Consider the following 23,670-nt stretch of genomic DNA (forward strand, 5'->3'; position numbering starts at 1 on the left):
CGGCGGGGAGGGCTACTGGACGACCGGCTTGCCGGACAGCTCCACGCCCGCCTGCCGCAGCTCCTCCAGCGCCCGCTCGGTGGTCTGGGCGGCCACCCCGGCGGTCAGGTCGAGCAGGACGTGCGTGCGGAAGCCCTCCTTGGCGGCGTCCAGGGCGGTGGCCCGCACACAGTGGTCCGTGGCGATGCCGACGACGTCGACCTCGTCGACCTCCCGGGCCCGCAGCCAGTCGGCGAGCTTCGTCCCGTTCTCGTCGGTGCCCTCGAAGCCGCTGTAGGCCGCCGCGTACGCCCCCTTGTCGAAGACGGCGTCTATCGCGCCGGAGGCGACGGCGGGCGCGAAGTTCGGGTGGAAGCCCACGCCCTCGGTTCCGGCGACGCAGTGCGCGGGCCAGGAGTGGACGTAGTCGGGGTTGTCGGCGAAGTGGCCGCCGGGCGCGATGTGGTGGTCGCGGGTGGCCACGACGTGGCGGTAGCCGGCGGGCGCCTGGCCGATCAGCTCGGTGATGGCGGCGGCCACGTCGGCACCGCCGGCCACCGCGAGGCTGCCCCCCTCGCAGAAGTCGTTCTGCACGTCTACGACGATCAAGGCGCGGCGCATGGTCGGAGTCCTTCGACTGGGTCGACTACGGGGCTGGGAAGAGGGTGGGGAGCAAGGGGCACGGGACCGGGCGGTGAACCTCCGAGCCCATGGACGTCGGGGGCGGATCGGGAGGGCCCACCGCGGGCCGTGTCGCGTCGCACCAGCTGCGGGGACTGTCTCGGGTCTCCCCGTGGCGTCGCGACGCCCGGCACGCACTCTCGCCGCACCGGACAGCCTCCGACGTGGCTCCGCCACGACGGAGGCCGCCCGGCACACCGAGAGCACGCACCGAACGCCGCTCCTTCCTCCACGGGGAAACCCCGGACAGTCCCTAGCTACCCGACCCCCCGTGCACGTACTCCGTCGGAATGACAGGTTCCCCTCGGGAGAGCTGCGTGGCGGACAGCGGCAGGCCGGCCCGGGCGGCGGAGTGCCGGTCGCGGGCGACGTCCAGCGGCTCGCGGGCGACGACCTCGCCGCCCTTGACCAGCTCGACCAGCAGCTGCCGGTCGGCGAGGTCGCGGGGCACCGGTCCGGTGCCGACCACCTCGGCCTCGGCGACGCCGTACTCGTCCAGCCGGCGGGCGGCCCACTTGCGGCCGCCGATCGAGGTCTTGCCGCCGGTGGACTTCTTGGCGACCGGCACCAGCGGCGCCTCGGGGCCGGCGGACTCGGCGCGGGCGACCAGCTTGTAGACCATCGAGGCCGTCGGGTGACCGGACCCGGTCACCAGCTGGGTCCCCACGCCGTACGCGTCCACGGGCGCCGCCGCGAGGGAGGCGATGGCGTACTCGTCCAGGTCCGAGGTCACGACGATCTTCGTGTCGGTGGCGCCCAGCTCGTCCAGCTGCTGCCGCACCCGGTGGGCGACCAGCAGCAGGTCGCCGGAGTCGATGCGCACGGCGCCCAGCTCGGGACCGGCGATGTCCACGGCCGTACGGACGGCCTCGGCGACGTCGTAGGTGTCCACGAGCAGCGTGGTGCCCCGGCCGAGGGAGTGCACCTGGGCGCGGAAGGCGTCCCGCTCGCTGTCGTGCAGCAGGGTGAAGGCGTGGGCGGAGGTGCCCACGGTGGGGATGTTGTAGCGGAAGCCGGCGGCCAGGTCGGAGGTGGTCGCGAAGCCGCCGACGTACGCGGCGCGGGCGGCGGCCACCGCGGCCAGCTCGTGGGTGCGGCGTGCGCCCATCTCGATCAGCGGCCGGTCCCCGGCGGCGGAGGCCATGCGGGAGGCGGCGGCCGCGATCGCCGAGTCGTGGTTGAGGATCGACAGGATCACGGTCTCCAGCAGCACGCACTCGCCGAAGGACCCCTCGACCCGCATGATCGGCGAGCCCGGGAAGTACACCTCGCCCTCGGGGTAGCCCCAGATGTCACCGCGGAAGCGGTAGTCGGCGAGCCACTGCAGGGTGTCCTCGTCGACGATGCCCCTCTCGCGCAGGAAGCGCAGGACGCCCGCGTCGAAGCGGAAGTTCTCCACGGCGTCGAGCACGCGCCCGGTGCCCGCCACGACGCCGTAGCGGCGCCCGTCGGGCAGTCGCCTGGTGAAGACCTCGAACACGCTCCGCCGCCCGGCCGTGCCCGCCTCGAGAGCCGCCCGGAGCATGGTCAGCTCGTACTGGTCCGTGAAGAGCGCCGTCGAGGGAACGTCCACCGGCAGCCCAAGGTCCGCTACGTCCACCAAACTCTCCTAGTCGTGACTCTCCGGGTGCCCCCGTGTCGGCCGGGGGCCCGGGGGGCGTCCCCCGGTGTGTGCAGCATGACTAGGGATGGTACCCCCATTTCGTCAGTCTGACGATTTATGGGCCGCTTCCCTTGGAGGGCGGGCCGGTTTGTGCGACCGCCCCCCTCCGGTGGCAGCATGGGTGGTGTGACGTCACCCGCGCCCCTAGAGATCGAACGCACCGAGTCGGCGGAGGAGACCTTCGCCGTCCCCGAGCCCGACGTCCCGTGGGTCACGATCGTCCACAACGACCCGGTCAACCTCATGAGCTACGTGACGTACGTCTTCCAGACGTACTTCGGCTACTCCAAGGACAAGGCCACCAAGCTCATGCTCGACGTCCACCACAAGGGCCGGGCGGTCGTCTCCAGCGGCAGCCGCGAGGAGATGGAACGCGACGTGCAGGCCATGCACGGCTACGGCCTGTGGGCCACCCTCCAGCAGGACCGGAAATGACCCACGCCCGCCCGCAGGACGGAAGTAGCTGAATCGCCTCCATGCCAGGACACTTCGAACCGCTCCCCGGCGGCGGCGCGGCCGTCGCCCTCGACGACGTCGAGATCTCCATCATCCGGTCGCTGGCCGTGCAGCTCCTGGAGCTGATCGGCCCCGGCCCCGCCGAGGACGCGCAGGGCGACCCGCTCGCCGAGCTCTTCGCCGAGGGCCCGAGCGAGCCGCCCTCCGACCCGGTGCTCCGGCGCCTGTTCCCGGACGCCTACGGCGATCCGCAGAAGGCCCCGGAGGTGGGGGAGGCGGAGGAGCAGCGGGCGTACTCCGCCGAGTTCCGCCGCTACACCGAGAACGACCTGCGGGCCGGCAAGCGCGAGAACGCGCTCGCGGTGATCCGCGCCCTGGACGCCCTGGCCTCGGCGGCGTCGGGCGAGGGCGGGGCGGTGCTGAAGCTGTCGACGGAGGAGTCCCGGCGGTGGCTGGGCGCCCTCAACGACCTGCGCCTGGCGATCGGCTCCCGGCTGGACATCGTCGCCGAGGAGGACACCGACCTGCTCTACCGGCTCCCGGACGAGGATCCGCGCAAGCCGATGGTGATGGCGTACCTGTGGCTGGGCGGGCTCCAGGAGACGCTTGTATCCACCCTCATGCCCTGACGCTCCTTACGGTCTGACCGGCGCAGTTTGGGTGTCCGCTCAGCGGACCCTCAAATCCGGATAACGATCCCGTCAAAGTGGCGCCCCTCTTTGTACCCCTATGTGCTCTTTGTCCGCTTCTGCCTGTGTGGTACGTCACAGTGCACTCCTGTGATCAGTGCTGTGACCGTGGTAAATCTTCACGACCGCCCGGCGAACACCACCCGAATGTTCGGCCGGGTGCGCCACCGAGCCGGCGGACCGCCGGCCAGGCACGAGCGGGGCGCGAGGCCCGCTCAGCTCCATCATCCGGGGGGATCGAGACCCGATCCGCGGCCGACGAAAGGCCCGGGTCGGCATGGAGAAAGGCGCACCACACATGACCTCTGCGCAGGTCGACACGGAGAAAGCCCCCGAGGAGGGGTACGAGCGAGGGCTCGGCAGCCGCCAGGTCCAGATGATCGCGATCGGCGGCGCCATCGGCGTCGGCCTCTTCCTGGGCGCCGGAGCCAACATCGCCAAGGCCGGCCCCAGCATCATCCTCATGTACGCCCTCGCCGGCGTGATCATCTTCTTCATCATGCGGGCGCTCGGCGAGCTCCTGCTCTACCGCCCGGTGTCCGGCTCCTTCGCCGAGTACTCGCGCGAGTTCCTCGGCCCCTTCTTCGGTTACTTCACCGGCTGGACGTACTGGCTGATGTGGGTGGTCACCGGCATGGCGGAGCTCACCGCCGCCGCCATCTACATCCACTACTGGTTCCCGGAGATCCCGCAGTGGGTCTCGGCCCTGGTCTTCCTGATCGTGCTGTTCCTGGCCAACCTGATCTCGGTGAAGCTGTTCGGCGAGATCGAGTTCTGGTTCTCGATGGTCAAGGTCACCGCCATCATCGGCATGATCGTCATCGGCCTCGGCGTGCTCACCCTCGGCTTCAGCCAGGCCGGCGACACCGCCACCGTCTCCAACCTGTGGGCCTTCGACGGCTTCTTCCCCAAGGGCATCGGCTCCTCCCTGATGACCCTCCAGGGCGTGATGTTCGCCTACCTCGCCGTCGAGCTGGTCGGCGTCACCGCCGGCGAGTCGGAGAACCCGGAGAAGACCCTCCCCAAGGCGATCAACACCCTGCCCTGGCGCATCGCCCTGTTCTACGTCGGTGCCCTCACCGTCATCCTGGCCGTGGTCAAGTGGACCGAGTTCGCCGAGGGCGTCAGCCCCTTCGTGAAGGCCTTCACGGTCATCGGCATCCCGGCCGGCGCCGGCATCGTCAACTTCGTCGTGCTCACCGCCGCCCTGTCGTCCTGCAACTCCGGCATGTACTCCACGGGCCGCATGCTGCGCACCCTCGCGGACAACGGCGAGGCCCCCAAGGTCTTCAACCGGCTGTCGTCGACGAAGACCCCGGCCATCGGCATCGGCGTCTCGGTCGTCTTCATGGGCATCGGCGTGGTCCTGAACTACATCGTCCCGGAGAAGGCCTTCGGCTACGTCACCTCGGTCGCCACCGCGGCCGGCATCTGGACCTGGCTGATGATCCTGATCAGCCACGTCCTCTACCGCCGCCAGGTCGTCGCGGGCCGGCTGCCCTCCTCCTCCTTCCCGGCGCCGGGCGGCTCGGTGTGCTCCTACATCGCCATCGCCTTCCTGCTGTTCGTCACCGGCCTGATCGCGTACGACGCCGACTCCCGCGTCTGTCTGTACGTCATGGCCGGCTGGGCCGTCGCCCTGGGCATCGGCTGGGCCGTGCTCAAGAACCGCAACCCGCAGATCGCCGAGCGCCACGGCGAGCCCGAGTTCGAGAAGGTCGGCTGACCAGCGCGTTCGCGCGCACGACGGACGTCCCGTCGCAAGGGGTGCTCGTGGCGCCCCGATGCGGCTGCCGCTCAGGATGTCCGGCATGTGGGCCGTTCCGTACCGCTCATCGGTACGGAACGGCCCGTCTGCTTATGCTGGCCGACATGCTGACCATCACCCAGGCCCTGTACGACCAGATCGTCGCCCACGCGCGCGAGGACCACCCCGACGAGGCGTGCGGCGTGGTCGCCGGCCCCGTGGGGGAGGGCCGCCCCGAGCGGTTCATCCCGATGCTGAACGCCGCCCGCTCGCCCACCTTCTACGAGTTCGACTCGCAGGACCTGCTCAAGCTCTACCGCGAGATGGACGACCGCGACGAGGAGCCGGTGATCATCTACCACTCCCACACGGCGACCGAGGCCTACCCCTCCCGCACCGACATCTCCTACGCCAACGAGCCCGGCGCCCACTACGTCCTGGTCTCCACGGCGGACACCGACGGCGCCGGAGACTTCCAGTTCCGCTCGTTCCGCATCGTGGAGGGCGAGGTGACGGAGGAGGAGGTCAAGGTGGTCGAGGCGTACTGATCTCACAGCACGGATGAAATGCGTCCGAAGGGTGAGATCACATTCCGGAAGCGGGACCGGGAATCGATACGATGAGCCCATGGTTCTTCTCGACGTGAGCGACAGGGCGCCGGGCACGCTGCTCGTGGCGCGTCTGCACGTCGACCTGTGCAGGCTGAACAGCGCCATCTGTTGATATCCGCTGCCGCCGTACGGCCGTGAGCCGCGGCGGGCCGCAGCGTGCCGCCGCGCGCCCCTCGAACCTACGACACCTTCCGACAGGAGCCCTGAGCCATGGCCATCGAGGTCCGCATCCCGACCATCCTCCGCCAGTACACCGACGGCCAGAAGGCGGTGGAGGGCACCGGGGACACCCTCGCCGAGCTCTTCGCCGACCTCGAGACCCGGCACACGGGCATCCAGGCCCGCATCGTGGACGGAGAGCAGCTGCGCCGCTTCGTCAACGTCTATCTGAACGACGAGGACGTCCGCTTCCTCGACGGCATCGAGACCAAGCTGACCGACGGCGACAGCATCACGATCCTGCCGGCCGTCGCCGGCGGTATGGCCTGATCGGCGATGCGCTACGACTCCCCGCTGGCCGCGGTGGGCAACACCCCCCTGGTGCGCCTGCCGCGGCTGTCGCCGTCCGACGACGTCCGCATCTGGGCCAAGCTGGAGGACCGCAACCCGACCGGCTCGATCAAGGACCGCCCGGCCCTGCACATGATCGAGCAGGCGGAGAAGGACGGCCGCCTCACCCCGGGCTGCACCATCCTCGAGCCGACCAGCGGCAACACCGGCATCTCGCTCGCCATGGCCGCCAAGCTCAAGGGCTACCGCATGGTGTGCGTCATGCCCGAGAACACCTCGCAGGAGCGCCGCGACCTGCTCGGCATGTGGGGCGCGGAGATCATCTCCTCCCCGGCCGCGGGCGGCTCCAACACCGCCGTACGGGTCGCGAAGGAACTCTCCGCCGAGCACCCGGACTGGGTGATGCTCTACCAGTACGGCAACCCGGACAACGCGGGCGCCCACTACGCGACCACCGGCCCGGAGATCCTCGCCGACCTGCCGTCGGTCACCCACTTCGTGGCCGGCCTCGGCACCACGGGCACCCTGATGGGCGTCGGCCGCTACCTGCGCGAGCACAAGCCGGACGTGAGGATCGTGGCCGCCGAACCGCGCTACGACGACCTCGTCTACGGCCTGCGCAACCTCGACGAGGGCTTCGTGCCCGAGCTGTACGACGCCTCCGTCCTCACCACCCGCTTCTCGGTCGGCTCCGCCGACGCGGTCACCCGCACCCGGGAACTGCTCCAGCAGGAGGGGATCTTCGCGGGCGTCTCCACCGGCGCCGCCCTGCACGCCGCGATCGGCGTCGGCAAGAAGGCGGTCAAGGCGGGCGAGAGCGCGGACATCGTCTTCGTCGTGGCCGACGGCGGCTGGAAGTACCTCTCCACCGGCGTCTACACCGCGGCCACCACCGAAGAGGCCATCGAGACCCTCCACGGTCAGCTCTGGGCCTGAGCCCCAGGAATCACGTCGCCAGGTGACGGACCTGGTCCCACAGGGCCGGGTCCACCACACCCACCCGGCGCCGGAAGTCCCGCACCGGTACCTCGCGCAGCTCGTCCGTCTCCAGGAAGCTCGTGCGCCCCCGCGCGTCCCCGACGGATCCCGGCGGCAGCGGGATCACCCCGGCCCGTTCGTCCCGGTAGCGGCTGGTGATCTTCGCGACCGTCACGCGTCGCCGCCGCACCGCGATCACCAGGCACGGCCGGTCCTTCGCGCCCCGGGCGTCCTCGTACGGCACGTTCGCCCACCAGATCTCCGCCGGCCGCGGCCGGGCCGCCCGCCCGCCGGGCCCCGCCGGACGCCCCGGCGGCCTCAGCCGGCCCCCCGGCCGCGCCCCGCGGCCCCAGCCGTCGACCACCACGGCGACGAGCGCGAGCAGTACCACCGCCGCGAGCGCGAGCCACCAGGACGTGTCCATACCCACGACGTTACCGGCGCGTGCCGCCTCCGCGCGCCCCCACAGCGGCCCCGAGCGCCCCACTTCCAGCCGAACCGGTGACACCACAGGTGAGTTCGCCCACAACGGCCCCTGGCGGAGGAGCGACCAAAGGTTTTGCGCCTTACGCTCGACGAACCGCACGACCCTCGTCTCTCCACACCCGCCAGCGGAGGTTTCTGCTTCATGAAGCTCACCGTCGTCGGCTGCTCGGGGTCGTTCCCGTCCGCGGAATCGGCCTGCTCGAGCTACCTCGTCGAGGCCGACGGCTTCCGGCTGCTTCTCGACATGGGCAACGGAGCCCTGGGCGAGCTGCAGCGCCACTGCGGTCTCTACGACCTCGACGCGATCTTCCTCAGCCATCTGCACGCCGACCACTGCATCGACATGCTCGGCTACTTCGTGGCCCGCTACTACCGCCACGAGGGCGGCCGCTGCGCCCCCCTCCCGGTCTTCGGGCCCGAGGGCACCGAGCACCGGCTCACCACCGCCTACGCGGACACCCCCTCCGCCTCGTCCATGAGCGAGGTCTTCGACTTCCACACGGTCAAGCCGGGCACCTTCGAGATCGGCCCGTTCACCGTGCACACCGAGCGCGTCGCCCACCCCGTGGAGGCCTACGCCATCCGCGTCGAGCACGGCGGCAGGTCGCTGACGTACTCCGGCGACACCGGTGTCACCGCCACGCTGGACGAACTCGCCCGGGACACCGACCTGTTCCTGTGCGAGGCGGCCTTCACGCACGGCAAGGAGAACATCCCGGACCTGCATCTCAACGGCCGCGAGGCGGGCGAGTCCGCCGCCCGCGCCGCCGCCCGCCGCCTGATCCTCACCCACATCCCCCCGTGGACCGACCCCCGGGTCAACCTGACCGACGCGCAGGCGGTCTACGACGGGCCGGTGGAGCTGGCGGCGCCAGGAGTGTCGTACGAGATCTGACCCGTACGTGCGCGAAGGCCCCGGAACCTCGACGGTTCCGGGGCCTTCGTCATGCCGTGCGACGGGGACTCACGCCTTCGTGAGGTCCTCGACCTCCTCCTCGGGCTCGCGGCCCGGGGTCGGCAGGTTGAACTTGGTGATCGCGAAGCGGAAGACCACGTAGTAGATCACCGCGAACACCAGGCCGATCGGGATGATCAGCCATGGCTTGGTGGCCAGGTTCCAGTTCAGCGCGTAGTCGATGAAGCCCGCGGAGAACGTGAATCCCGCGTGGACGCCGAACGCCCAGGTGATGGCCAGCGACAGGGCGGTCAGGACGGCGTGGATCGCGTACAGCACCGGCGCGATGAACATGAACGCGAACTCGATGGGCTCGGTCACACCGGTGACGAAGGAGGTCAGTGCCAGCGAGACCATCATGCCCAGCACGGCCTTGCGGCGCTCGGGACGGGCGGCGTGCGCGATGGCGATCGCGGCGGCCGGCAGACCGAACATCATGATCGGGAAGAAGCCCGACATGAACTGGCCGGCGTCCGGGTCGCCGGCGAAGAACCGGTTCAGGTCGCCGTGGACGACCTCGCCCGCGGCGTTGGTGAAGTCGCCGATCTGGAACCACGAGACGGTGTTGACGAACTGGTGCATGCCGATGGGGATCAGCGCGCGGTTGATCAGGCCGAACAGGCCGGCACCGAGGGAACCGAGGCCGGTGATCCACTCGCCGAGGTCGGTGATGACGTCGCCGATGGGCTGCCAGCCCACCACGACCAGCACACCGAGGGCGGTGCCCACGAACGCCATGATGATCGGGACCAGGCGGCGGCCGTTGAAGAAGCCCAGCCAGTCGACGAGCCTGGTGCGGTGGAACCGCTGCCAGATCACGGCCGAGAGCAGGCCGAGGACGATGCCGCCCAGCACGCCCGGGTTCTGGTAGGAGGCCGCGGTGACCTCGGAGCCGTTCTGCCACACACCGCTGAGGCCGGTCCCGATGAACTTGGCGCCCTCCGGCACACCGTCCTCGATCGGGAACTGGTGGATCACCGAGTAGTAGGTGAGGAAGCCGACCACGGCGGCGAGCGCGGTGGAGCCGTCCGCCTTCTTGGCGAAGCCGATGGCCACGCCTATGCAGAACAGCAGGGGCAGGCCAAGCGAGGCGTCCAGCAGTGCGCCGCCGGCGCCGGCGAACACCTTGGCCACCTTGTCCCAGCCCAGGCCGTCCGCGCCGAACACGTCGGGCTGGCCGAGGCGGAGCAGGATGCCCGCCGCAGGCAGGACGGCGATCGGGAGCTGGAGGCTGCGGCCGACCTTCTGCAGGCCCTGGAACAGGCCCGATCCCCGCTTCTTCGCGGGGGCCGCCTTGTCGGTGGCGGTGCTCATAAGTCCTCCATCGGTGATGGTCTACACCACTAGTGGTGTAGACCTGTTGTAGCACGATGAAGGCTGCGTAAGGAACCCGTGATTCCGCGACCGGGGCGCTACGCGCCGTGCCGGTCGGCGGCGTGCCGAAGGCCCCCGGACCGGGCGTCCGGGGGCCTTCGCGAGACCACCCTCAAAGGGTACGTGAGGGCTACACCTTGGTGACGTCCTCGACCTCGTCCTCCGGCTCCCGTCCCGGCGTCTTCAGGTCGAACTTCGTGATCGCGAACCGGAACACGGCGTAGTACACGGCCGCGAAGCACAGGCCGATCGGAATGATCAGCCACGGCTTGGTCGCCAGGTTCCAGTTGATGACGTAGTCGATCAGGCCCGCGGAGAAGCTGAAGCCGTCCTTGACGCCCAGCCCCCACGTCACCGCCATCGACGCACCCGTCAGCACCGCGTGCACCGCGTACAGCGCCGGCGCGATGAAGAGGAACGAGTACTCCAGCGGCTCGGTGATCCCCGTCACGAACGACGTCAGCGCCACCGACAGCATCAGGCCGCCGACCTCCTTGCGGCGGTGCGGCTTCGCGCAGTGCGTGATGGCCAGCGCCGCCGCCGGCAGCGCGAACATCATGATCGGGAAGAAGCCCGAGGTGAACTGGCCCGCGTCCGGGTCGCCCTGCAGGAACATGTTGATGTCGCCGTGCACCACCGTGCCGTCCGGCTTGGTGTAGCTGCCGAACTGGAACCAGATCGGCACGTTCAGGAACTGGTGCAGCCCGATCACCAGCAGCGCACGGTTCGTCAGGCCGAACACGCCCGCACCCCAGGCGCCCAGCCCCGTCAGCCAGTCGCTGAAGCTCTCCAGCGCGTCCCCGACCGGCGGCCAGACCCACAGGCACAGCGCCGCGAACAGGATCGCCACGAACGCCATGATGATCGGCACCAGCCGGCGGCCGTTGAAGAAGCCGAGCCAGTCCACCAGCCTGGTCCGGTGGAACCGCCGCCAGAAGTAGGCCGCCATCAGCCCCATCACGATGCCGCCGAAGACACCCGGGTTCTGATAGGTGAAGGCCGTCACCGTCTGCGAACCGTCGGTCAGTTGGCACCCGACCTTCGGCACCGCCTTCGAACCCTCCGGGCAGTCCTCCGGGAACTGCCGCAGCACGTTGAAGTAGACAAGGAAGCCCGCCACCGCCGCCAGCGCCGTCGAACCGTCGGCCTTCTTGGCCATCCCGATGGCCACACCCACGCAGAACAGCAGCGGCAGCCCCAGCGAACTGTCGAGCAGCGCCCCGCCCGCACCCGCCATCACCTTGGAGACGTTCGTCCAGCCCAGTCCGTCGTCCCCGAACATGTCGGGCTGGCCCAGCCGGTTGAGGATGCCCGCGGCGGGCAGGACCGCGATGGGCAGCTGGAGGCTCCGGCCCATCTTCTGCAGACCCTGGAAGAGGTTGTTCCAGCGGGCACGAGCGGGGCTGACCGCACTGTCGGCACTCATCCGGTCTCCATCCGGTCCCCTGGCGCGGGAGGCGGTTTGGCGACCGTCCGCACGGTGGTGTAGACCAGTTGGCGGACGGTTCCGCTGTCGTGACGCCATCATTCGGTACGTACCGCATGACCGCTCGCGAAGATGGGCCAACTGTGGGTTACTGCGACAAAGCGGTTCGGATCAGGGAGAAGGAACATGGCCAGCAAGGCTGAGAAGATCGTCGCCGGGCTCGGCGGCATCGACAACATCGACGAGATCGAGGGCTGCATCACCCGCCTCCGCACCGAGGTCAACGACCCCGCACTGGTCGACGAGACCGCCCTGAAGGCCGCTGGCGCCCACGGCGTCGTCAAGATGGGCACCGCCATCCAGGTCGTCATCGGCACCGACGCCGACCCGATCGCCGCGGAAATCGAAGACATGATGTGAACCACCGGTTCACCGCCGAGGGGCCCCTCACCCACCGCGGGAGGGGCCCCTTCCGCATGGACGGCTAGGCTCACACGCATGTCACGAATCGACGGCCGCACCCCCCAGCAGCTCCGCCCCGTCACCATCGAACGCGGCTGGAGCAAGCACGCCGAAGGCTCCGTCCTCGTCTCCTTCGGCGACACCAAGGTCCTGTGCACCGCCTCCGTCACCGAAGGCGTCCCCCGCTGGCGCAAGGGAAGCGGCGAAGGCTGGGTCACCGCCGAGTACGCCATGCTGCCCCGCGCCACCAACACCCGCGGCGACCGCGAGTCCGTCAAGGGCAGGATCGGCGGCCGCACCCACGAGATCAGCCGCCTCATCGGCCGCTCCCTGCGCGCGGTCATCGACTACAAGGCGCTCGGCGAGAACACCGTCGTCCTCGACTGCGACGTCCTCCAGGCCGACGGCGGCACCCGCACCGCGGCGATCACGGGCGCCTACGTGGCGCTGGCCGACGCCATCGCCTGGGCCCAGGGCAAGAAGCTGATCAAGCCCGGCCGCAAGCCCCTCACCGGCACCGTCTCCGCCGTCTCCGTCGGCATCATCGGCGGCACACCGATGCTGGACCTGCGCTACGAGGAGGACGTGCGCGCCGACACCGACATGAACGTCGTCTGCACCGGCGACGGACGCTTCGTCGAGGTCCAGGGCACCGCCGAGGCCGAACCGTTCGCCCGCGACGAGCTCAACGCCCTGCTCGACCTCGCCGCCGCAGGCTGCACCGAACTGGCGGCCCTGCAGCGCAAGGCGCTTGATACGGTCCTCGAAAAGTAAAGACCACACCAAGAGAACCCGGCCCGGGCACGCAACTCCACCGCCCGTGACCGCGTCACTAGCAGTACGGGCGTACGGCCTCACCACCGTACGCCCGGCGCCGCCACACACACGGGCCGCCCGGCCCGGTCATTAGGGGAGGACCGAGACCCATGGCCGCGACCCGCCGCCGCAGCACCCGTCGCCGCACCGCCATAGCCGCCGCAGCCCTGGCGACCGTCGCGCTGACGGCCGGCCTGACCACCGGCTGCGACGCCGTGGACAAGGCACTGGACTGCGTCCAGACCGCCGACGCCATCGCCGACAGCGTCACCGAACTCCAGCAGGCCGTGGAAGCCGCGTCCAACGACCCGACGCAGCTCGAGGAGTCCCTCGACTCCATCGACAAGAACCTCGACAAGATCGGCGACCAGACCGACGACACCGACGTCGGCAAGGCCGTCGACGACCTCGGCACGGCCGTCGACAACATCCGCACGGCCGTCGACAACGGCGACACCACCCCGGACCTCAGCCCCCTCACCGACGCGGCGGGCGAACTGACCAAGGTCTGCACGCCGTAGGCAGGCGGCGCAGCGCCCGGACCGGCCGTCCACCGTGCCGGTCCCGGCCTCCGCTCAGTCCTCGCCCCGCCTGCGCCGCTCCCGCTCCTCGCGGCGTTCCTCGCGGCGTTCGTGCATCAGGTCCCGGTGCCCGTCCAGCATCCTGCGGTGGGCCTCCTCCACATCGTCCCGGAACGAGGTGTGCAGCTCCTTCAGCGCCGCCTTGCGGTCCAGCTTCTCCTGCCGGCGCTCCTCCTTGACCCGCAGCTTCTCCGCCCGCGTCAGCTTGCGGACCACACCGACCCCGCCCCAGAACGCGAAGCCCGTGATGATCACGCGCGGGGCGCCCGGCTCGCCGATGACGCCCTCCTCGCGCTGGTCGAAGCCGCCCATGACGCCGATGCCGCGCACCACCACCTCGACACCGGGCGGCACGATCACGTTCATCCCGCCCATGATGGCCACGCAGTTGATCACGACCTCGCGGTCCGCGAAGCGCGCCTCGCGCAGATCGATGTCCCCGCCGCCCCAGAAGGCGAAGGAGTTGAACCGCTTCGGCACCGTCCAGCGCCCCTTGCGCTGGAACCCGGACATCACGGCGACCGCCCACGACGACGAGCCCTCGCCACCGGTGATCCGGTCCGCCCAAGCCCCGGTCACCTCCGGCTCCTTGGTCATCGACACCCGGGGCGCCGCGCCGACCGGCAGATCCCGGGTGATCGGCGCCAGCTCACCGTACGTACGGGCCCGGTACGTGGCGTCCAGCCGTTCCTCGAACTCGGACATGTCCAGGCGCCCTTCGGCAAGGGCGTCCCGCAGGACCTCGGCGACTCGTTCACGGTCGGCGTCGGATGCGCGGAGTTCCGGGGCGTCGTCGGTCATGCACAGCAGCCTACGAGTTCGCGGCGCCGGGCACTACGCGCTCGCGCGTTCCGCGTAGATCTTGGCGATGACCGCCTCGATGTCGGGCTCCCGCACCGACAGGTCGACCAGCGGATACCGGGCCGCGATCCCCGCCACCAGCCCCGCCGCCGACGCCGACGCGGGGAACGCCAGCCACTGCCGCGGCCCCTCCACCCGCACCACGCGCGCCGGTTCGGGCGCCTCGATCGGCGGCAGCTCCCGCTCCAGGTCCACCACCAGCGTCCGCTCGCTCTCGCCCGCCTCGTGCAGCCCGGCGAGCGGGCCGTCGTACATCAGCCGCCCGTGGTCGATGACCATCACGCGGGAGCACAACTGCTCGATGTCCTGCAGGTCGTGCGTGGTCAGCAGCACCGTGGTGCCCCGCTCGGCGTTCAACTCCCGCAGAAATCCCCGCACCTTGGCCTTCGAGACCACGTCCAGGCCGATCGTCGGCTCGTCCAGGTACAGCACGTCCGGGTCGTGCAGCAGCGCCGCCGCGATGTCGCCGCGCATCCGCTGCCCCAGCGACAACTGCCGCACCGGCACGTCCAGAAGCGCCTCCAGTTGCAGCAGTTCCACACACCGGTCGAGGTTCTCCCGGTAACGGGCGTCCGGGATGCGGTACATGCGGTGCATCAGCCGGTAGGAGTCGATCAGCGGCAGGTCCCACCACAGCGTCGTACGCTGCCCGAACACCACCCCGATGCGGTGCGCGAGCCGGGTCCGCTCCCGGGCCGGATCGATCCCGGCGACGCGCAGCCGGCCGCCGCTCGGGGTCAGGATGCCGGTGAGCATCTTGATCGTCGTCGACTTGCCGGCCCCGTTCGGACCGATGTAACCGACCATCTCGCCGCGCGCCACCGTGAACGACAACCCGTCCACGGCCCGCACCCGCCGCCGCTCCCGCTTGAGGAAGCCCGTCCTCCTGCGCACCTCGAAGACCTTCTCGACCCCGTCGAGTTCGATGAAGCCCCCGGCCCCGCCCGGCTCCGCACGATCGTTGTCCACCTCGGCTAACTCCCTGTACTCCGGTACGAACGAAGCCCCGCCCGCCACGCCAGACCGGCGAGCGCGCAGCACGCCACCGCGACCGCCGGCGGCGCGAACGCCACCCACGCCGGCAGGTCCAGCGGATAGGGCCGCTCCAGCACATGACTCGCCGGCAGCCAGTTCACGAAGGCCAGCGGCACCACGAACGTCACCCCCCGCACCAGCTCCCGCGCGAACACCGTCGGCGGGTACTGCAGCAGCGTCGTACCGCCGTAGGTGAAGGCGTTGGACACCTCCGAGGCGTCCTGCGCCACGAACTGGAAGGCCGCCGCCGCCACGAACACCGCGCCGAAGATCCCGGCGCCGCTGACCAGCATCACCGGCATCAACAGCAGCTTCGCCGGCGTCCAGTCGATGTCCACGGTGGCCAGCGCGTAGCCGAGGACCAGCGCTCCCTGCGTGACCCGGCCCAGCCTGCGCAGCCCGAAACGGTCCGCGGCCACCTGCGCCAGCACCGGCGCCGGACGCACCAGCAGTGTGTCCAGCGTGCCGTCGCGCACCCGGCGCCCCAGCCGGTCCATCGAACCGATCGCCAGGTCGGCCAGCCCGAACGAGACGCTGGTCAGCCCGTACAGGAACGCGACCTCGCCCAGCGCGTAGCCGCCGAGCGCGTCGACACGCGAGAACATCAGCAAAATCGCCACGAAGTCCAGCGCGGTCGTCGCGAAGTTCCCGAGCGTGGTCAGCACGAACGAGGTCCGGTAGGCCATCGTCGACCGGATCCACATCGCGACGATCAGCCGGTAGGCACGCAGCCCCTCGGCGACCCGGCCACCCCGCTCCACCCTCCCCGCGGTCACCTCGGCCGCATCGGCGGCATCGACCACCTCAGCCACCCTGCACCACCACCCGCCGCGTCGCCGCCGACTGCACCAGCCGCCCGACCGCCAGCAGCACCAGCGCCCAGCCCGCCTGGAACACGAACGTGCCCAGCGGATCGGCCTCGCCCAGCAGCACGTCCGCGGGCGCCTGCAGCATCGACGACCACGGCAGGGCCCGCACGACCTCACCGAGCGCCCCCGGGAAGACGTTCAGCGGCAGCAGCATCCCCGAACAGAAGAACCCCGCGAGCCACGCCATCTGCGTCACCCCCGTGCCGTCCATCAGCCAGAACGCCGAGAGCGCCACCAGGTACCGCAGCCCGAAGCTCACCATCGCCGCCAGCAGCACCGCGACCAGGAACGCCGCCCACGCGGACGCCTCCCGCGGCAGCGCCACCGGGAAGAAAACCGCCCCGAACGCGAACGGCACCAGACCCCGGCCCAGCACCTGGAACAGCGCCCGGCCCAGATCCGCCGCCAGCCACCACAGCTGCAGATCCGCCGGCCGGTACAGGTCGACCGCGATGTCACCCGTACGGATGCGCTCCATCAGCTCGTCCTCGAAACCACCGCCCCCGATCGCCAGCGCCGCGAGCAGCGCCTGCCCCAGCCACACATAGGTGACGGCCTGCGCCTGGTCGTACCCGCCGAGCTGCGGTTTCGCGTCCCACAGAGCCAGATAGGTGTAGACGAGGATCAGCCCGAAGACCGTGTTCGTGAACACCCCGGCCGCCGTCGCCGCCCGATACGTCGCGTACCGTCTGAATCCCCCCGCCGCGACGGCCGCGTACAACCGTCCCGAGCCCACACCCACGGCCCTCCTCGTCCGCCCGGCACCGAAGCGCAGGAGCCTAGTGCGCCCGAGACGCGCCATGCCACGGAATTTCACGGCGCGATGCGGAATTTCACGGGTGTGCCGCTGACCGGGAACGGAACGCGTGATGCGAGAGTCTTCATCTGGGGGCGCAGAAGCGCACAAGGCAGTACAGGCCGTACGAGTCCCGTACGACGCGAAACAGGAGTCCGTGCACGACATGAGCGACGAGCCGCAGCCGCAGCAGCCGAACCGGGGCTGGGCGCCGGGAGAGCCACAGGCGGCAGGCACCCCGGGGGACGGGCGGCCGAAGAAGCCCAAGCGGCCCAGGCGCACCGGATGGCGCCGGCTGATCCCGACCTGGCGCGTGGTGCTGAGCACCTGCGTCCTCGCCGTCCTGCTGCTGGTCGGCGGCTTCTTCCTCGGCTACTCGCTGGTCCACATCCCGCCGGCCAACGCGCTCGCCACCAAGGAGAGCAACGTCTACCTGTACGCCGACGGCAGCGTCCTCGCCCGCGACGGCGAGGTCAACCGGGAGAGCGTCGACCTCGCCCGGATCTCCAAGGACGCCCAGCACGCCGTCCTGGCCGCCGAGGACCGCGACTTCTACACCGAGTCCGCCATCGACCCGGGGGCGATGGTCCGGGCCGCCTGGAACACCGCGACCGGCAAGGGCAAGCAGTCCGGCTCCACGATCACCCAGCAGTACGTCAAGAACTACTACCTGGCCCAGGAGCAGACCGTCACCCGCAAGGTGAAGGAGTTCTTCATCTCGATCAAGCTCGACCGGGAGAAGAGCAAGGACGAGATCCTGGAGGGCTACCTCAACACCAGCTTCTTCGGCCGCAACGCCTACGGCATCCAGGCCGCCGCCCAGGCCTACTACGGCGTCGACGCCACCGAGCTCACCGCCGCCCAGGGCGCGTACCTCGCCTCCCTGCTGAACGCGCCCAGCGAGTACGACGTCGTCGCCCACCCCGAGAACAAGCCCGCCGCCCAGGCCCGCTGGAACTACGTCCTGGACGGCATGGTCAAGAAGGGCTGGCTCGCCCAGTCCGAACGGGCCGGCCTGACGTTCCCCATGCCGAAGGAGACCACCGTCTCCACCGGCATGTCCGGACAGCGCGGCTACGTCGTCCGCATCGTCAAGGACTACCTGATCAAGAACAAGATCGTCGCCGAGGACGAGCTCGACCGGGGCGGCTACCGCATCACCACCACCCTGCAGAAGGACAAGCAGGACGCCTTCGTCAAGGCCGTCGACGACAAGCTCATGTCCCAGCTGGACCAGAAGAACCGCAAGGTCGACACCTACGTCCGCGCCGGCGGCGCCTCCGTCGACCCCAAGACCGGCAAGGTCGTCGCGATGTACAACGGCATCGACTACGTCAAGCAGTACACGCCCAACGCCACCCGCCGCGACTTCCAGGTCGGCTCGACCTTCAAGCCGTTCGTGTTCACCTCGGCCGTGGAGAACCACTCCCAGACCCAGGACGGCCGCATGATCAACCCGAACACGATCTACGACGGCACCAGCGAACGCCCCGTCCAGGGCTGGACCGGCACCGTCTACGCCCCGGAGAACGAGGACCACCACGACTACGGCGACATCCCCGTCCGCGAGGCCACCGACAAGTCCGTGAACGCCGTGTACGCGCAGATGGCCGTCGACGTCGGCCCCGACCGGGTCAAGCAGACCGCCATCGACCTCGGACTGCCCGCCGACACCCCCGAGATGCCGGAAGGCCCCGCCATCGCCCTCGGCACGGCCACGGCCAGCGCCCTGGACATGGCCGAGGCCTACGCCACGCTCGCCAACCACGGCAGGCACGGCACGTACACGCTGGTGGAGAAGGTCACCAAGGACGGCAACGAGGTCGTGGAGCTGCCGGAACGGCAGGAGCGGCAGGCCGTCAGCCGCGAGGCCGCCGACACCACCACCGCCGTCCTGCGCGGCGTCGTCCAGAACGGCACCGCCACCGCCGCCCAGGCCGCCGGCCGCCCGGCCGCCGGCAAGACCGGCACCGCCGAGGAGGACACCGCCGCCTGGTTCGCCGGCTACACCCCCGACCTCGCCACGGTCGTCGCCGTCATGGGCCAGGACCCCGTCACCGCCGCCCACAAGTCGCTGTACGGCGCGATGGGCCTGTCCCGCATCAACGGCGGCGGCGCGCCCGCCGAGATCTGGGCGCAGTACACCCGGGACGCCCTCGAGGGCGAACCCGTCACCGACTTCGACCTCCAGCTCCAGGCCGGCGCCAACGCCTCCCAGGCCCCGTCCGCCGGCGCCTCCGACGACACGGGCACCGGCGACAACCGCGACGAGGACGACACCGACCGGGACGGCACCACCGGCGGCGAGGACACAGCAACCGCCACCCCGGGACAGACCGGCGGCGCAAGCACCGAGCCGGGCGACACGGCCGGCGGCGACACGGGCGGCGACACCGCGACCGGCGGCCCGGCCACGGGCGGCGCCAGCACCGAGCCCGGCCCCGGCGGCGGCGACGGCGGCGGCGGCGGGGACACCTCGTCCGACGGCGGCACGACGGAGGGCGGCGACACCAGCGGCGCGGGCGGCGGCGGCACGGACACCGGGACGACGGCCGGCGGCGGAATCCCGATCGCGCCCCGCCTCCAGTGAGGCCCGCGACGGGCCCGTGGATCAGTGACCCGAGGTCGCCTTCAGACCCACCACGGCGACCAGCAGCAGACAGATGAAGAAGATCCGGGCGGCGGTCGCCGGCTCACCCAGCACCACCATGCCGAGCACCGCCGCACCGGCCGCACCGATCCCCACCCACACGCCGTAGGCGGTACCGATGGGCAGCGTCCGGGCGGCGTACGACAGCAGCACCATGCTCGCGACGATCCCGGCACCGGTGAGCAGACTCGGCACGAGCCGCGTGAAACCGTCGGTGTACTTCATCCCGATCGACCAGCCGACCTCCAGCAGACCGGCGACGACGAGCAGAACCCACGCCATGACAGGCACCTCCGCGTGAACGAACGAAACGGTGGTGCGTCGTCTTTTCCTTGAACCCGGTACGGCGCGTCTCGTCGGGTGCCTCCAAGGTAGCAAAGGAAGCACAAAGGGGCTGGTGACGCCGGTCACCAGCCCCTCTTCGTCGTTGCCCTACAGATACAGCCCGGTCGAGTCCTCCGACCCCTCGAAGCGGTCCGCGGCCACGGCGTGCAGATCACGCTCGCGCATGAGCACGTACGCGACACCGCGCACCTCGACCTCCGCACGGTCCTCCGGATCGAACAGAACCCGGTCACCCGGCTCCACGGTCCGTACGTTCTGCCCCACCGCGACGACCTCGGCCCAGGCCAGCCGTCGGCCGACCGCCGCCGTGGCGGGGATCAGGATGCCGCCCCCGGAACGCCGCTCGCCCTCGCTGGTGTCCTGCCGCACGAGTACACGGTCGTGCAGCATGCGGATGGGCAGCTTGTCGTGCTGGGTGCTGTGGTCGTTTCTCTTGGCGCTCACGCCCTGAACCTACCTGCCTCGTCTCAGCCCTTGCGCCGCCGGGTACCGAGGGCGAGCAGCCCCACCACCCCGACGACCACGAGAGCCACCGGCACGACCCGCTCGAGCCGAGGGGCGCCCCCCTCGTCGACGAACCGCGACTTCACATCGCTGACCACACGGTTGACCTCGACGTACGCCCGCCCGAGGGTGTGATCGATGTTCGAGGCGACCTTGGCCTTCGCGTCACCAATGATCGTCTTGGGGTGCACCCGCACCCCGATCTCGTCCAGCGTCTCGGCCAGCACCTCGCGGCGGCGCCTGATGTCCGCCTCGATCTGCGCCGGGGTTCTCGTGTCCGACGTGTCCGCCACCGTACGGCCTCCGATGTGAAGCTGATGCTGTTCGGGACAGTCTGTCAGCTCCACGCCGGGCCGCACCGTCAGGACCCCCGGTTACGCTAGATCGATGAGCGAGCGACTCCAGCCCGGGGACGTGGCCCCCGCCTTCACCCTCCCGGACGCCGACGGCAACGAGGTGTCCCTGTCCGACCACAAGGGCCGCAAGGTCATCGTCTACTTCTACCCGGCGGCCCTCACCCCCGGCTGCACGAAGCAGGCGTGCGACTTCACCGACAACCTCGAGCTCCTGGCCGGCGCCGGCTACGACGTCATCGGCATCTCCCCCGACAAGCCGGAGAAGCTGGCCAAGTTCCGCGAGACCGAATCCCTGAAGGTCACCCTGCTCGCCGACCCGGAGAAGAAGGTCCTCGACGCCTACGGCGCCTTCGGCGAGAAGAAGAACTACGGCAGGACCTACATGGGCGTCATCCGCTCCACGGTGATCGTGGACAAGGACGGCAAGGTCGAACGCGCCCTGTACAACGTCCGCGCGACGGGCCACGTCGCCAAGATCATCAAGGACCTCGGCATCTGACGGCGCCGCCCGGCCAGTAGCATGGCCGGGCAGCAGCCTCGGGCGGCCGTGGTGGAATTGGCAGTCACGCTGGGTTTAGGTCCCAGTGGGGTAACTCCCGTGAGGGTTCGAGTCCCTCCGGCCGCACCAGTCTTCTTCTCGATGGCTCAGCCCAGCAGCTCCCGCACCACCGGCACCAGCGCCCGGAACGCCTTGCCGCGGTGGCTGATCGCGTTCTTCTCCTCCGCCGTCAGTTCCGCGCAGGTGCGGGTCTCGCCGTCCGGCTGGAGGATCGGGTCGTAACCGAAGCCGCCCGTGCCGGCGGGTTCGTGGCGCAGCACACCCCTCAGTTGGCCCTCGACCACGCGCTCGGTGCCGTCGGGCAGCGCGAGCGCCGCCGCGCAGGCGAAGTGGGCGCCCCGGTGTTCCTCCGCGATGTCGGCGATCTGGGCCAGGAGCAGGTCCAGGTTGGCCTTGTCGTCGCCGTGGCGGCCGGCCCAGCGGGCGGAGAAGATGCCGGGGGCGCCGTTCATGACGTCGACGCAGAGGCCGGAGTCGTCGGCGACCGCCGGGAGGCCGGTGGCCCGGGCGAGGGCGTGGGCCTTGAGGAGGGCGTTCTCGGCGAAGGTGACGCCGGTTTCCTTGACGTCGGGGATGTCGGGGTAGGCGTCGGCGCCGACGAGTTCGTGGGGCAGCCCGGCGTCGGCGAGGATCGCCCTGAGTTCGGTGATCTTTCCGGCGTTGCGGGTGGCGAGGATCAAGCGGGTCATGGGGTCCAGTATTCCGGGGACGGCAGGCGGCCTGGGCACCCCGTCGCCGCCGTTCACAGTCGGGCCGGTGCCGCGCCCTTCAGCGCGTCCAGGTCGATGGCCTCGGCCATCCGGGCGTAGCCCTTGTCGCTGGGGTGCAGGTTGTCGCCGCAGTCGTAGTCGGAGCGGAGCCGGCGCGGGTCGTACGGGTCGCGCAGGGCCTTGTCGAAGTCGACGACGGCGTCGAAGACGCGGCCGGCGCGGATCTCGGCGTTGACTTCCTGGCGCATGGTCTCGCGGGCGTCGGTGTAGCCGCGGGTGCCGCCGAAGGGCGTCACGGTGGCCCCGACGACTTTGAGTCCGCGGGCGTGTGCCTGGTCGACCAGGGTGCGCAGGCCGTCGAGGATGGAGTCCCGGTCGGCGAGTTCGGGGCTGTGGAGGATGTCGTTGACGCCGAGGCAGATGATGACGACCTTGGCGTTCGTGCGGCCGAGCACGTCGCGTTCGAAGCGGATGAGGCCGCTCTGGTTGTCGGCGGGCCGTCCGCGGCCGCTGGTGAGGATGCGGTTGCCGCTGATGCCTTGGTTGACGACGCTGTAGCGGGGTGCGTCCCGTCCGTCCTCGGCGGCGTCGCGCAGGCGTGCGGCGAGGAAGTCGGTCCAGCGGTGGTTGGCGTTCATGGTGGAGCCGAAGCCGTCGGTGATCGAGTCGCCGATGGCGACGGCGGTCCCGGCCGCCTCGTGGCTCAGCAGGTCCAGTGCGGTCAGGTAGCGCCAGTACGGGGTCTGCCGGGTGTAGGCGGCGGCGGTGGTGTCCTGGGTGCGGTCGCCGACGGCGACGTAGCTGGTCTGCCGGGCGTGCGGGTGGTAGGTGACCGGGCCGGAGCGGGTGGGGGAGTAGGTGGTGACCAGGACGTCGGCGCCGTGCGGGACGGTGATGCGGGTGGCGTCGCTCGTCGCGTGTCCGCCCGCCGGGATGACGACGCGGGGGCTGCCGCCGAAGGTGAGCCGGCGCATGCTGTGGGCGGCCGCGGCGGCGGTGCCGGTGCCGTCGGACAGGGCGATGGAGGCGTGTGTGATGGTCAGGGGCGACTGGCCGTAGAGGTTGGACAGGGTGATCCGGGCACTCGTACCGCCGACGCCGGTGTGGACGACGTTGCGCACGGAGCGGCCCGCCATGCCGGTCGTCTCGGTGCCCGGTTCCGCGGCTGCCGGGGAGGTGGACCAGGCGCCGACCCAGGTGCCGGTGGAGGCGGGTGCGGCGTCGTTGTGCGGCTGGCGGCTGCCGGCGAGCGGTGTGTGGCCCTTGGCACCGTCGTCGGCCGCCACTCCGGCGTATATGGCGGCGGACACGGCCACGATCAGTGCGACGATCGCGGCCAGCAGGGCGCGGTGCTTGGCGGCGGGTACCCCCGCGGGGGAATCCCCCGCACCCGCGTCATGACCCCTGGTCATGCTGTGCTGTTCTCCTCGGGCGAGGGGAGCCCGAGGCTCCGGTCCGATGGCCCCATGATGCGTCACGGGCCGGGGAAAGACCGCGGGACCCCCGGGCATTCCCCCGTCCGGACAGACGCCGGGAACTTGTGTTCCGTTCCAGGAGTCGGTCAGGAAGGG

General features: G+C 70.4%; 27 protein-coding genes, 1 tRNA gene and 1 riboswitch. Of the genes, 14 read left to right on the plus strand and 14 right to left on the minus strand.

The window, feature by feature from the left end; all coding sequences use genetic code 11:
- Positions 1–12: 12 nt before the first annotated feature.
- Both IE260_RS04585 and IE260_RS04590 read right to left on the minus strand, forming a co-directional pair.
- Complete coding sequence (locus IE260_RS04585; RefSeq protein ID WP_189869158.1) at positions 13–600, minus strand: isochorismatase family protein; 588 nt, start codon at positions 598–600, stop codon at positions 13–15.
- 313 nt (positions 601–913) lie between these two features.
- Positions 914–2,260 (minus strand): nicotinate phosphoribosyltransferase, encoded by a 1,347-nt coding sequence (locus tag IE260_RS04590; protein WP_189869159.1) that lies wholly within the window; start codon positions 2,258–2,260, stop codon positions 914–916.
- Positions 2,261–2,440: 180 nt separating this feature from the next.
- Here IE260_RS04590 and clpS point away from each other — a divergent pair, with 180 nt between their 5' ends.
- The 7 genes from clpS to IE260_RS04620 all read left to right on the plus strand — a co-directional run bounded on the left by clpS (position 2,441) and on the right by IE260_RS04620 (position 7,272).
- Positions 2,441–2,758, plus strand: coding sequence for an ATP-dependent Clp protease adapter ClpS (gene clpS, locus IE260_RS04595; RefSeq protein ID WP_188181785.1), 318 nt, complete (start codon positions 2,441–2,443; stop codon positions 2,756–2,758).
- Positions 2,759–2,799: 41 nt separating this feature from the next.
- Positions 2,800–3,408, plus strand: coding sequence for a DUF2017 domain-containing protein (locus IE260_RS04600; protein WP_189869160.1), 609 nt, complete (start codon positions 2,800–2,802; stop codon positions 3,406–3,408).
- Positions 3,409–3,766: 358 nt separating this feature from the next.
- A complete protein-coding gene (locus IE260_RS04605; protein WP_189869161.1) occupies positions 3,767–5,194 on the plus strand; it encodes an amino acid permease in 1,428 nt (475 codons plus the stop codon).
- 146 nt (positions 5,195–5,340) lie between these two features.
- A complete protein-coding gene (locus IE260_RS04610) occupies positions 5,341–5,763 on the plus strand; it encodes a M67 family metallopeptidase (RefSeq protein ID WP_189869162.1) in 423 nt (140 codons plus the stop codon).
- Between the two features lie 79 nt (positions 5,764–5,842).
- Positions 5,843–5,938: a putative leader peptide gene (locus IE260_RS42995; RefSeq protein ID WP_336298799.1), complete on the plus strand. Its 96-nt coding sequence runs from the start codon at positions 5,843–5,845 to the stop codon at positions 5,936–5,938.
- Positions 5,939–6,036: 98 nt separating this feature from the next.
- A complete protein-coding gene (locus IE260_RS04615; protein WP_189869163.1) occupies positions 6,037–6,315 on the plus strand; it encodes a MoaD/ThiS family protein in 279 nt (92 codons plus the stop codon).
- 6 nt (positions 6,316–6,321) lie between these two features.
- Complete coding sequence (locus tag IE260_RS04620) at positions 6,322–7,272, plus strand: PLP-dependent cysteine synthase family protein (protein ID WP_189869164.1); 951 nt, start codon at positions 6,322–6,324, stop codon at positions 7,270–7,272.
- A gap of 10 nt (positions 7,273–7,282) precedes the next feature.
- Here IE260_RS04620 and IE260_RS04625 read toward each other — a convergent pair whose 3' ends face one another.
- Positions 7,283–7,738 (minus strand): type II toxin-antitoxin system PemK/MazF family toxin, encoded by a 456-nt coding sequence (locus IE260_RS04625; RefSeq protein ID WP_189869165.1) that lies wholly within the window; start codon positions 7,736–7,738, stop codon positions 7,283–7,285.
- A 204-nt stretch (positions 7,739–7,942) separates the two neighbouring features.
- On the opposite strand from IE260_RS04625, the gene IE260_RS04630 reads away from it, so the two are divergent.
- Positions 7,943–8,695: an MBL fold metallo-hydrolase gene (locus tag IE260_RS04630; protein WP_189869166.1), complete on the plus strand. Its 753-nt coding sequence runs from the start codon at positions 7,943–7,945 to the stop codon at positions 8,693–8,695.
- Between the two features lie 69 nt (positions 8,696–8,764).
- Here IE260_RS04630 and IE260_RS04635 read toward each other — a convergent pair whose 3' ends face one another.
- Positions 8,765–10,069 carry a PTS transporter subunit EIIC gene (locus IE260_RS04635; protein ID WP_189869167.1) on the minus strand — a complete coding sequence of 435 codons (1,305 nt, stop codon included), beginning with the start codon at positions 10,067–10,069 and terminating at the stop codon, positions 8,765–8,767.
- Between the two features lie 190 nt (positions 10,070–10,259).
- Positions 10,260–11,555 (minus strand): PTS transporter subunit EIIC, encoded by a 1,296-nt coding sequence (locus IE260_RS04640; RefSeq protein ID WP_189869168.1) that lies wholly within the window; start codon positions 11,553–11,555, stop codon positions 10,260–10,262.
- 186 nt (positions 11,556–11,741) lie between these two features.
- Here IE260_RS04640 and IE260_RS04645 point away from each other — a divergent pair, with 186 nt between their 5' ends.
- From IE260_RS04645 to IE260_RS04655, 3 genes are all read left to right on the plus strand, one after another.
- Complete coding sequence (locus IE260_RS04645; protein WP_189869169.1) at positions 11,742–11,975, plus strand: PTS sugar transporter subunit IIB; 234 nt, start codon at positions 11,742–11,744, stop codon at positions 11,973–11,975.
- 78 nt (positions 11,976–12,053) lie between these two features.
- Entirely contained in the window at positions 12,054–12,791 is a 738-nt protein-coding gene (gene rph / locus IE260_RS04650) for a ribonuclease PH (protein WP_189869170.1), read from the plus strand.
- Positions 12,792–12,943: 152 nt separating this feature from the next.
- Complete coding sequence (locus tag IE260_RS04655; protein ID WP_189869171.1) at positions 12,944–13,354, plus strand: hypothetical protein; 411 nt, start codon at positions 12,944–12,946, stop codon at positions 13,352–13,354.
- 54 nt (positions 13,355–13,408) lie between these two features.
- On the opposite strand, the gene IE260_RS04660 is transcribed toward IE260_RS04655, so the two are convergent.
- The 4 genes from IE260_RS04660 to IE260_RS04675 are packed head-to-tail and all read right to left on the minus strand — an operon-like array spanning position 13,409 to position 16,921.
- On the minus strand, positions 13,409–14,215 hold the full coding sequence (locus IE260_RS04660) for a DUF1707 SHOCT-like domain-containing protein (protein ID WP_189869172.1): 807 nt from the start codon (positions 14,213–14,215) through the stop codon (positions 13,409–13,411).
- A gap of 33 nt (positions 14,216–14,248) precedes the next feature.
- The gene (locus tag IE260_RS04665; RefSeq protein ID WP_189869173.1) at positions 14,249–15,244 is read right to left on the minus strand and encodes an ABC transporter ATP-binding protein; all 996 of its coding nucleotides are present in this window, start codon (positions 15,242–15,244) and stop codon (positions 14,249–14,251) included.
- 5 nt (positions 15,245–15,249) lie between these two features.
- Positions 15,250–16,113, minus strand: a complete 864-nt coding sequence (locus tag IE260_RS04670) for an ABC transporter permease (protein ID WP_229880441.1) — start codon at positions 16,111–16,113, stop codon at positions 15,250–15,252.
- Between the two features lies 1 nt (position 16,114).
- On the minus strand, positions 16,115–16,921 hold the full coding sequence (locus IE260_RS04675) for an ABC transporter permease (RefSeq protein WP_189869174.1): 807 nt from the start codon (positions 16,919–16,921) through the stop codon (positions 16,115–16,117).
- Positions 16,922–17,141: 220 nt separating this feature from the next.
- On the opposite strand from IE260_RS04675, the gene IE260_RS04680 reads away from it, so the two are divergent.
- Complete coding sequence (locus IE260_RS04680; RefSeq protein ID WP_189869175.1) at positions 17,142–19,565, plus strand: transglycosylase domain-containing protein; 2,424 nt, start codon at positions 17,142–17,144, stop codon at positions 19,563–19,565.
- A 21-nt stretch (positions 19,566–19,586) separates the two neighbouring features.
- On the opposite strand, the gene sugE is transcribed toward IE260_RS04680, so the two are convergent.
- From sugE to IE260_RS04695, 3 genes are all read right to left on the minus strand, one after another.
- Positions 19,587–19,907 carry a quaternary ammonium compound efflux SMR transporter SugE gene (gene sugE / locus IE260_RS04685; protein WP_189869176.1) on the minus strand — a complete coding sequence of 107 codons (321 nt, stop codon included), beginning with the start codon at positions 19,905–19,907 and terminating at the stop codon, positions 19,587–19,589.
- A 33-nt stretch (positions 19,908–19,940) separates the two neighbouring features.
- A riboswitch (guanidine-III (ykkC-III) riboswitch) is annotated at positions 19,941–20,011 on the minus strand.
- A 46-nt stretch (positions 20,012–20,057) separates the two neighbouring features.
- Entirely contained in the window at positions 20,058–20,414 is a 357-nt protein-coding gene (locus IE260_RS04690; protein WP_189869177.1) for a GroES family chaperonin, read from the minus strand.
- 23 nt (positions 20,415–20,437) lie between these two features.
- Positions 20,438–20,767, minus strand: a complete 330-nt coding sequence (locus IE260_RS04695; protein WP_189869178.1) for a DUF3618 domain-containing protein — start codon at positions 20,765–20,767, stop codon at positions 20,438–20,440.
- A gap of 94 nt (positions 20,768–20,861) precedes the next feature.
- On the opposite strand from IE260_RS04695, the gene bcp reads away from it, so the two are divergent.
- The gene (gene bcp, locus IE260_RS04700; RefSeq protein WP_189869179.1) at positions 20,862–21,329 is read left to right on the plus strand and encodes a thioredoxin-dependent thiol peroxidase; all 468 of its coding nucleotides are present in this window, start codon (positions 20,862–20,864) and stop codon (positions 21,327–21,329) included.
- A gap of 42 nt (positions 21,330–21,371) precedes the next feature.
- Positions 21,372–21,458, plus strand: a tRNA-Leu gene (locus IE260_RS04705).
- A gap of 17 nt (positions 21,459–21,475) precedes the next feature.
- Here IE260_RS04705 and rdgB read toward each other — a convergent pair.
- Positions 21,476–22,078: an RdgB/HAM1 family non-canonical purine NTP pyrophosphatase gene (rdgB, locus tag IE260_RS04710; RefSeq protein WP_189869180.1), complete on the minus strand. Its 603-nt coding sequence runs from the start codon at positions 22,076–22,078 to the stop codon at positions 21,476–21,478.
- Positions 22,079–22,131: 53 nt separating this feature from the next.
- Positions 22,132–23,511 (minus strand): SGNH/GDSL hydrolase family protein, encoded by a 1,380-nt coding sequence (locus IE260_RS04715; RefSeq protein WP_189869181.1) that lies wholly within the window; start codon positions 23,509–23,511, stop codon positions 22,132–22,134.
- Between the last annotated feature and the right edge of the window lie 159 nt (positions 23,512–23,670).

The sequence above is a fragment of the Streptomyces viridiviolaceus genome (assembly GCF_014650995.1).
In the GTDB taxonomy this organism is placed as follows: Bacteria; Actinomycetota; Actinomycetes; order Streptomycetales; family Streptomycetaceae; genus Streptomyces; species Streptomyces viridiviolaceus.

Coding starts and splice junctions, on each gene's coding strand:
- IE260_RS04585 (WP_189869158.1), bottom strand. CDS start 600: ATGCGCCGCGCCTTGATCGTCGTAGACGTGCAGAACGACTTCTGCGAG.
- clpS (WP_188181785.1), top strand. CDS start 2,441: ATGGGTGGTGTGACGTCACCCGCGCCCCTAGAGATCGAACGCACCGAG.
- IE260_RS04600 (WP_189869160.1), top strand. CDS start 2,800: ATGCCAGGACACTTCGAACCGCTCCCCGGCGGCGGCGCGGCCGTCGCC.
- IE260_RS04605 (WP_189869161.1), top strand. CDS start 3,767: ATGACCTCTGCGCAGGTCGACACGGAGAAAGCCCCCGAGGAGGGGTAC.
- IE260_RS04610 (WP_189869162.1), top strand. CDS start 5,341: ATGCTGACCATCACCCAGGCCCTGTACGACCAGATCGTCGCCCACGCG.
- IE260_RS42995 (WP_336298799.1), top strand. CDS start 5,843: ATGGTTCTTCTCGACGTGAGCGACAGGGCGCCGGGCACGCTGCTCGTG.
- IE260_RS04615 (WP_189869163.1), top strand. CDS start 6,037: ATGGCCATCGAGGTCCGCATCCCGACCATCCTCCGCCAGTACACCGAC.
- IE260_RS04620 (WP_189869164.1), top strand. CDS start 6,322: ATGCGCTACGACTCCCCGCTGGCCGCGGTGGGCAACACCCCCCTGGTG.
- IE260_RS04625 (WP_189869165.1), bottom strand. CDS start 7,738: ATGGACACGTCCTGGTGGCTCGCGCTCGCGGCGGTGGTACTGCTCGCG.
- IE260_RS04630 (WP_189869166.1), top strand. CDS start 7,943: ATGAAGCTCACCGTCGTCGGCTGCTCGGGGTCGTTCCCGTCCGCGGAA.
- IE260_RS04635 (WP_189869167.1), bottom strand. CDS start 10,069: ATGAGCACCGCCACCGACAAGGCGGCCCCCGCGAAGAAGCGGGGATCG.
- IE260_RS04640 (WP_189869168.1), bottom strand. CDS start 11,555: ATGAGTGCCGACAGTGCGGTCAGCCCCGCTCGTGCCCGCTGGAACAAC.
- IE260_RS04645 (WP_189869169.1), top strand. CDS start 11,742: ATGGCCAGCAAGGCTGAGAAGATCGTCGCCGGGCTCGGCGGCATCGAC.
- rph (WP_189869170.1), top strand. CDS start 12,054: ATGTCACGAATCGACGGCCGCACCCCCCAGCAGCTCCGCCCCGTCACC.
- IE260_RS04655 (WP_189869171.1), top strand. CDS start 12,944: ATGGCCGCGACCCGCCGCCGCAGCACCCGTCGCCGCACCGCCATAGCC.
- IE260_RS04660 (WP_189869172.1), bottom strand. CDS start 14,215: ATGACCGACGACGCCCCGGAACTCCGCGCATCCGACGCCGACCGTGAA.
- IE260_RS04680 (WP_189869175.1), top strand. CDS start 17,142: ATGAGCGACGAGCCGCAGCCGCAGCAGCCGAACCGGGGCTGGGCGCCG.
- sugE (WP_189869176.1), bottom strand. CDS start 19,907: ATGGCGTGGGTTCTGCTCGTCGTCGCCGGTCTGCTGGAGGTCGGCTGG.
- bcp (WP_189869179.1), top strand. CDS start 20,862: ATGAGCGAGCGACTCCAGCCCGGGGACGTGGCCCCCGCCTTCACCCTC.
- rdgB (WP_189869180.1), bottom strand. CDS start 22,078: ATGACCCGCTTGATCCTCGCCACCCGCAACGCCGGAAAGATCACCGAA.
- IE260_RS04715 (WP_189869181.1), bottom strand. CDS start 23,511: ATGACCAGGGGTCATGACGCGGGTGCGGGGGATTCCCCCGCGGGGGTA.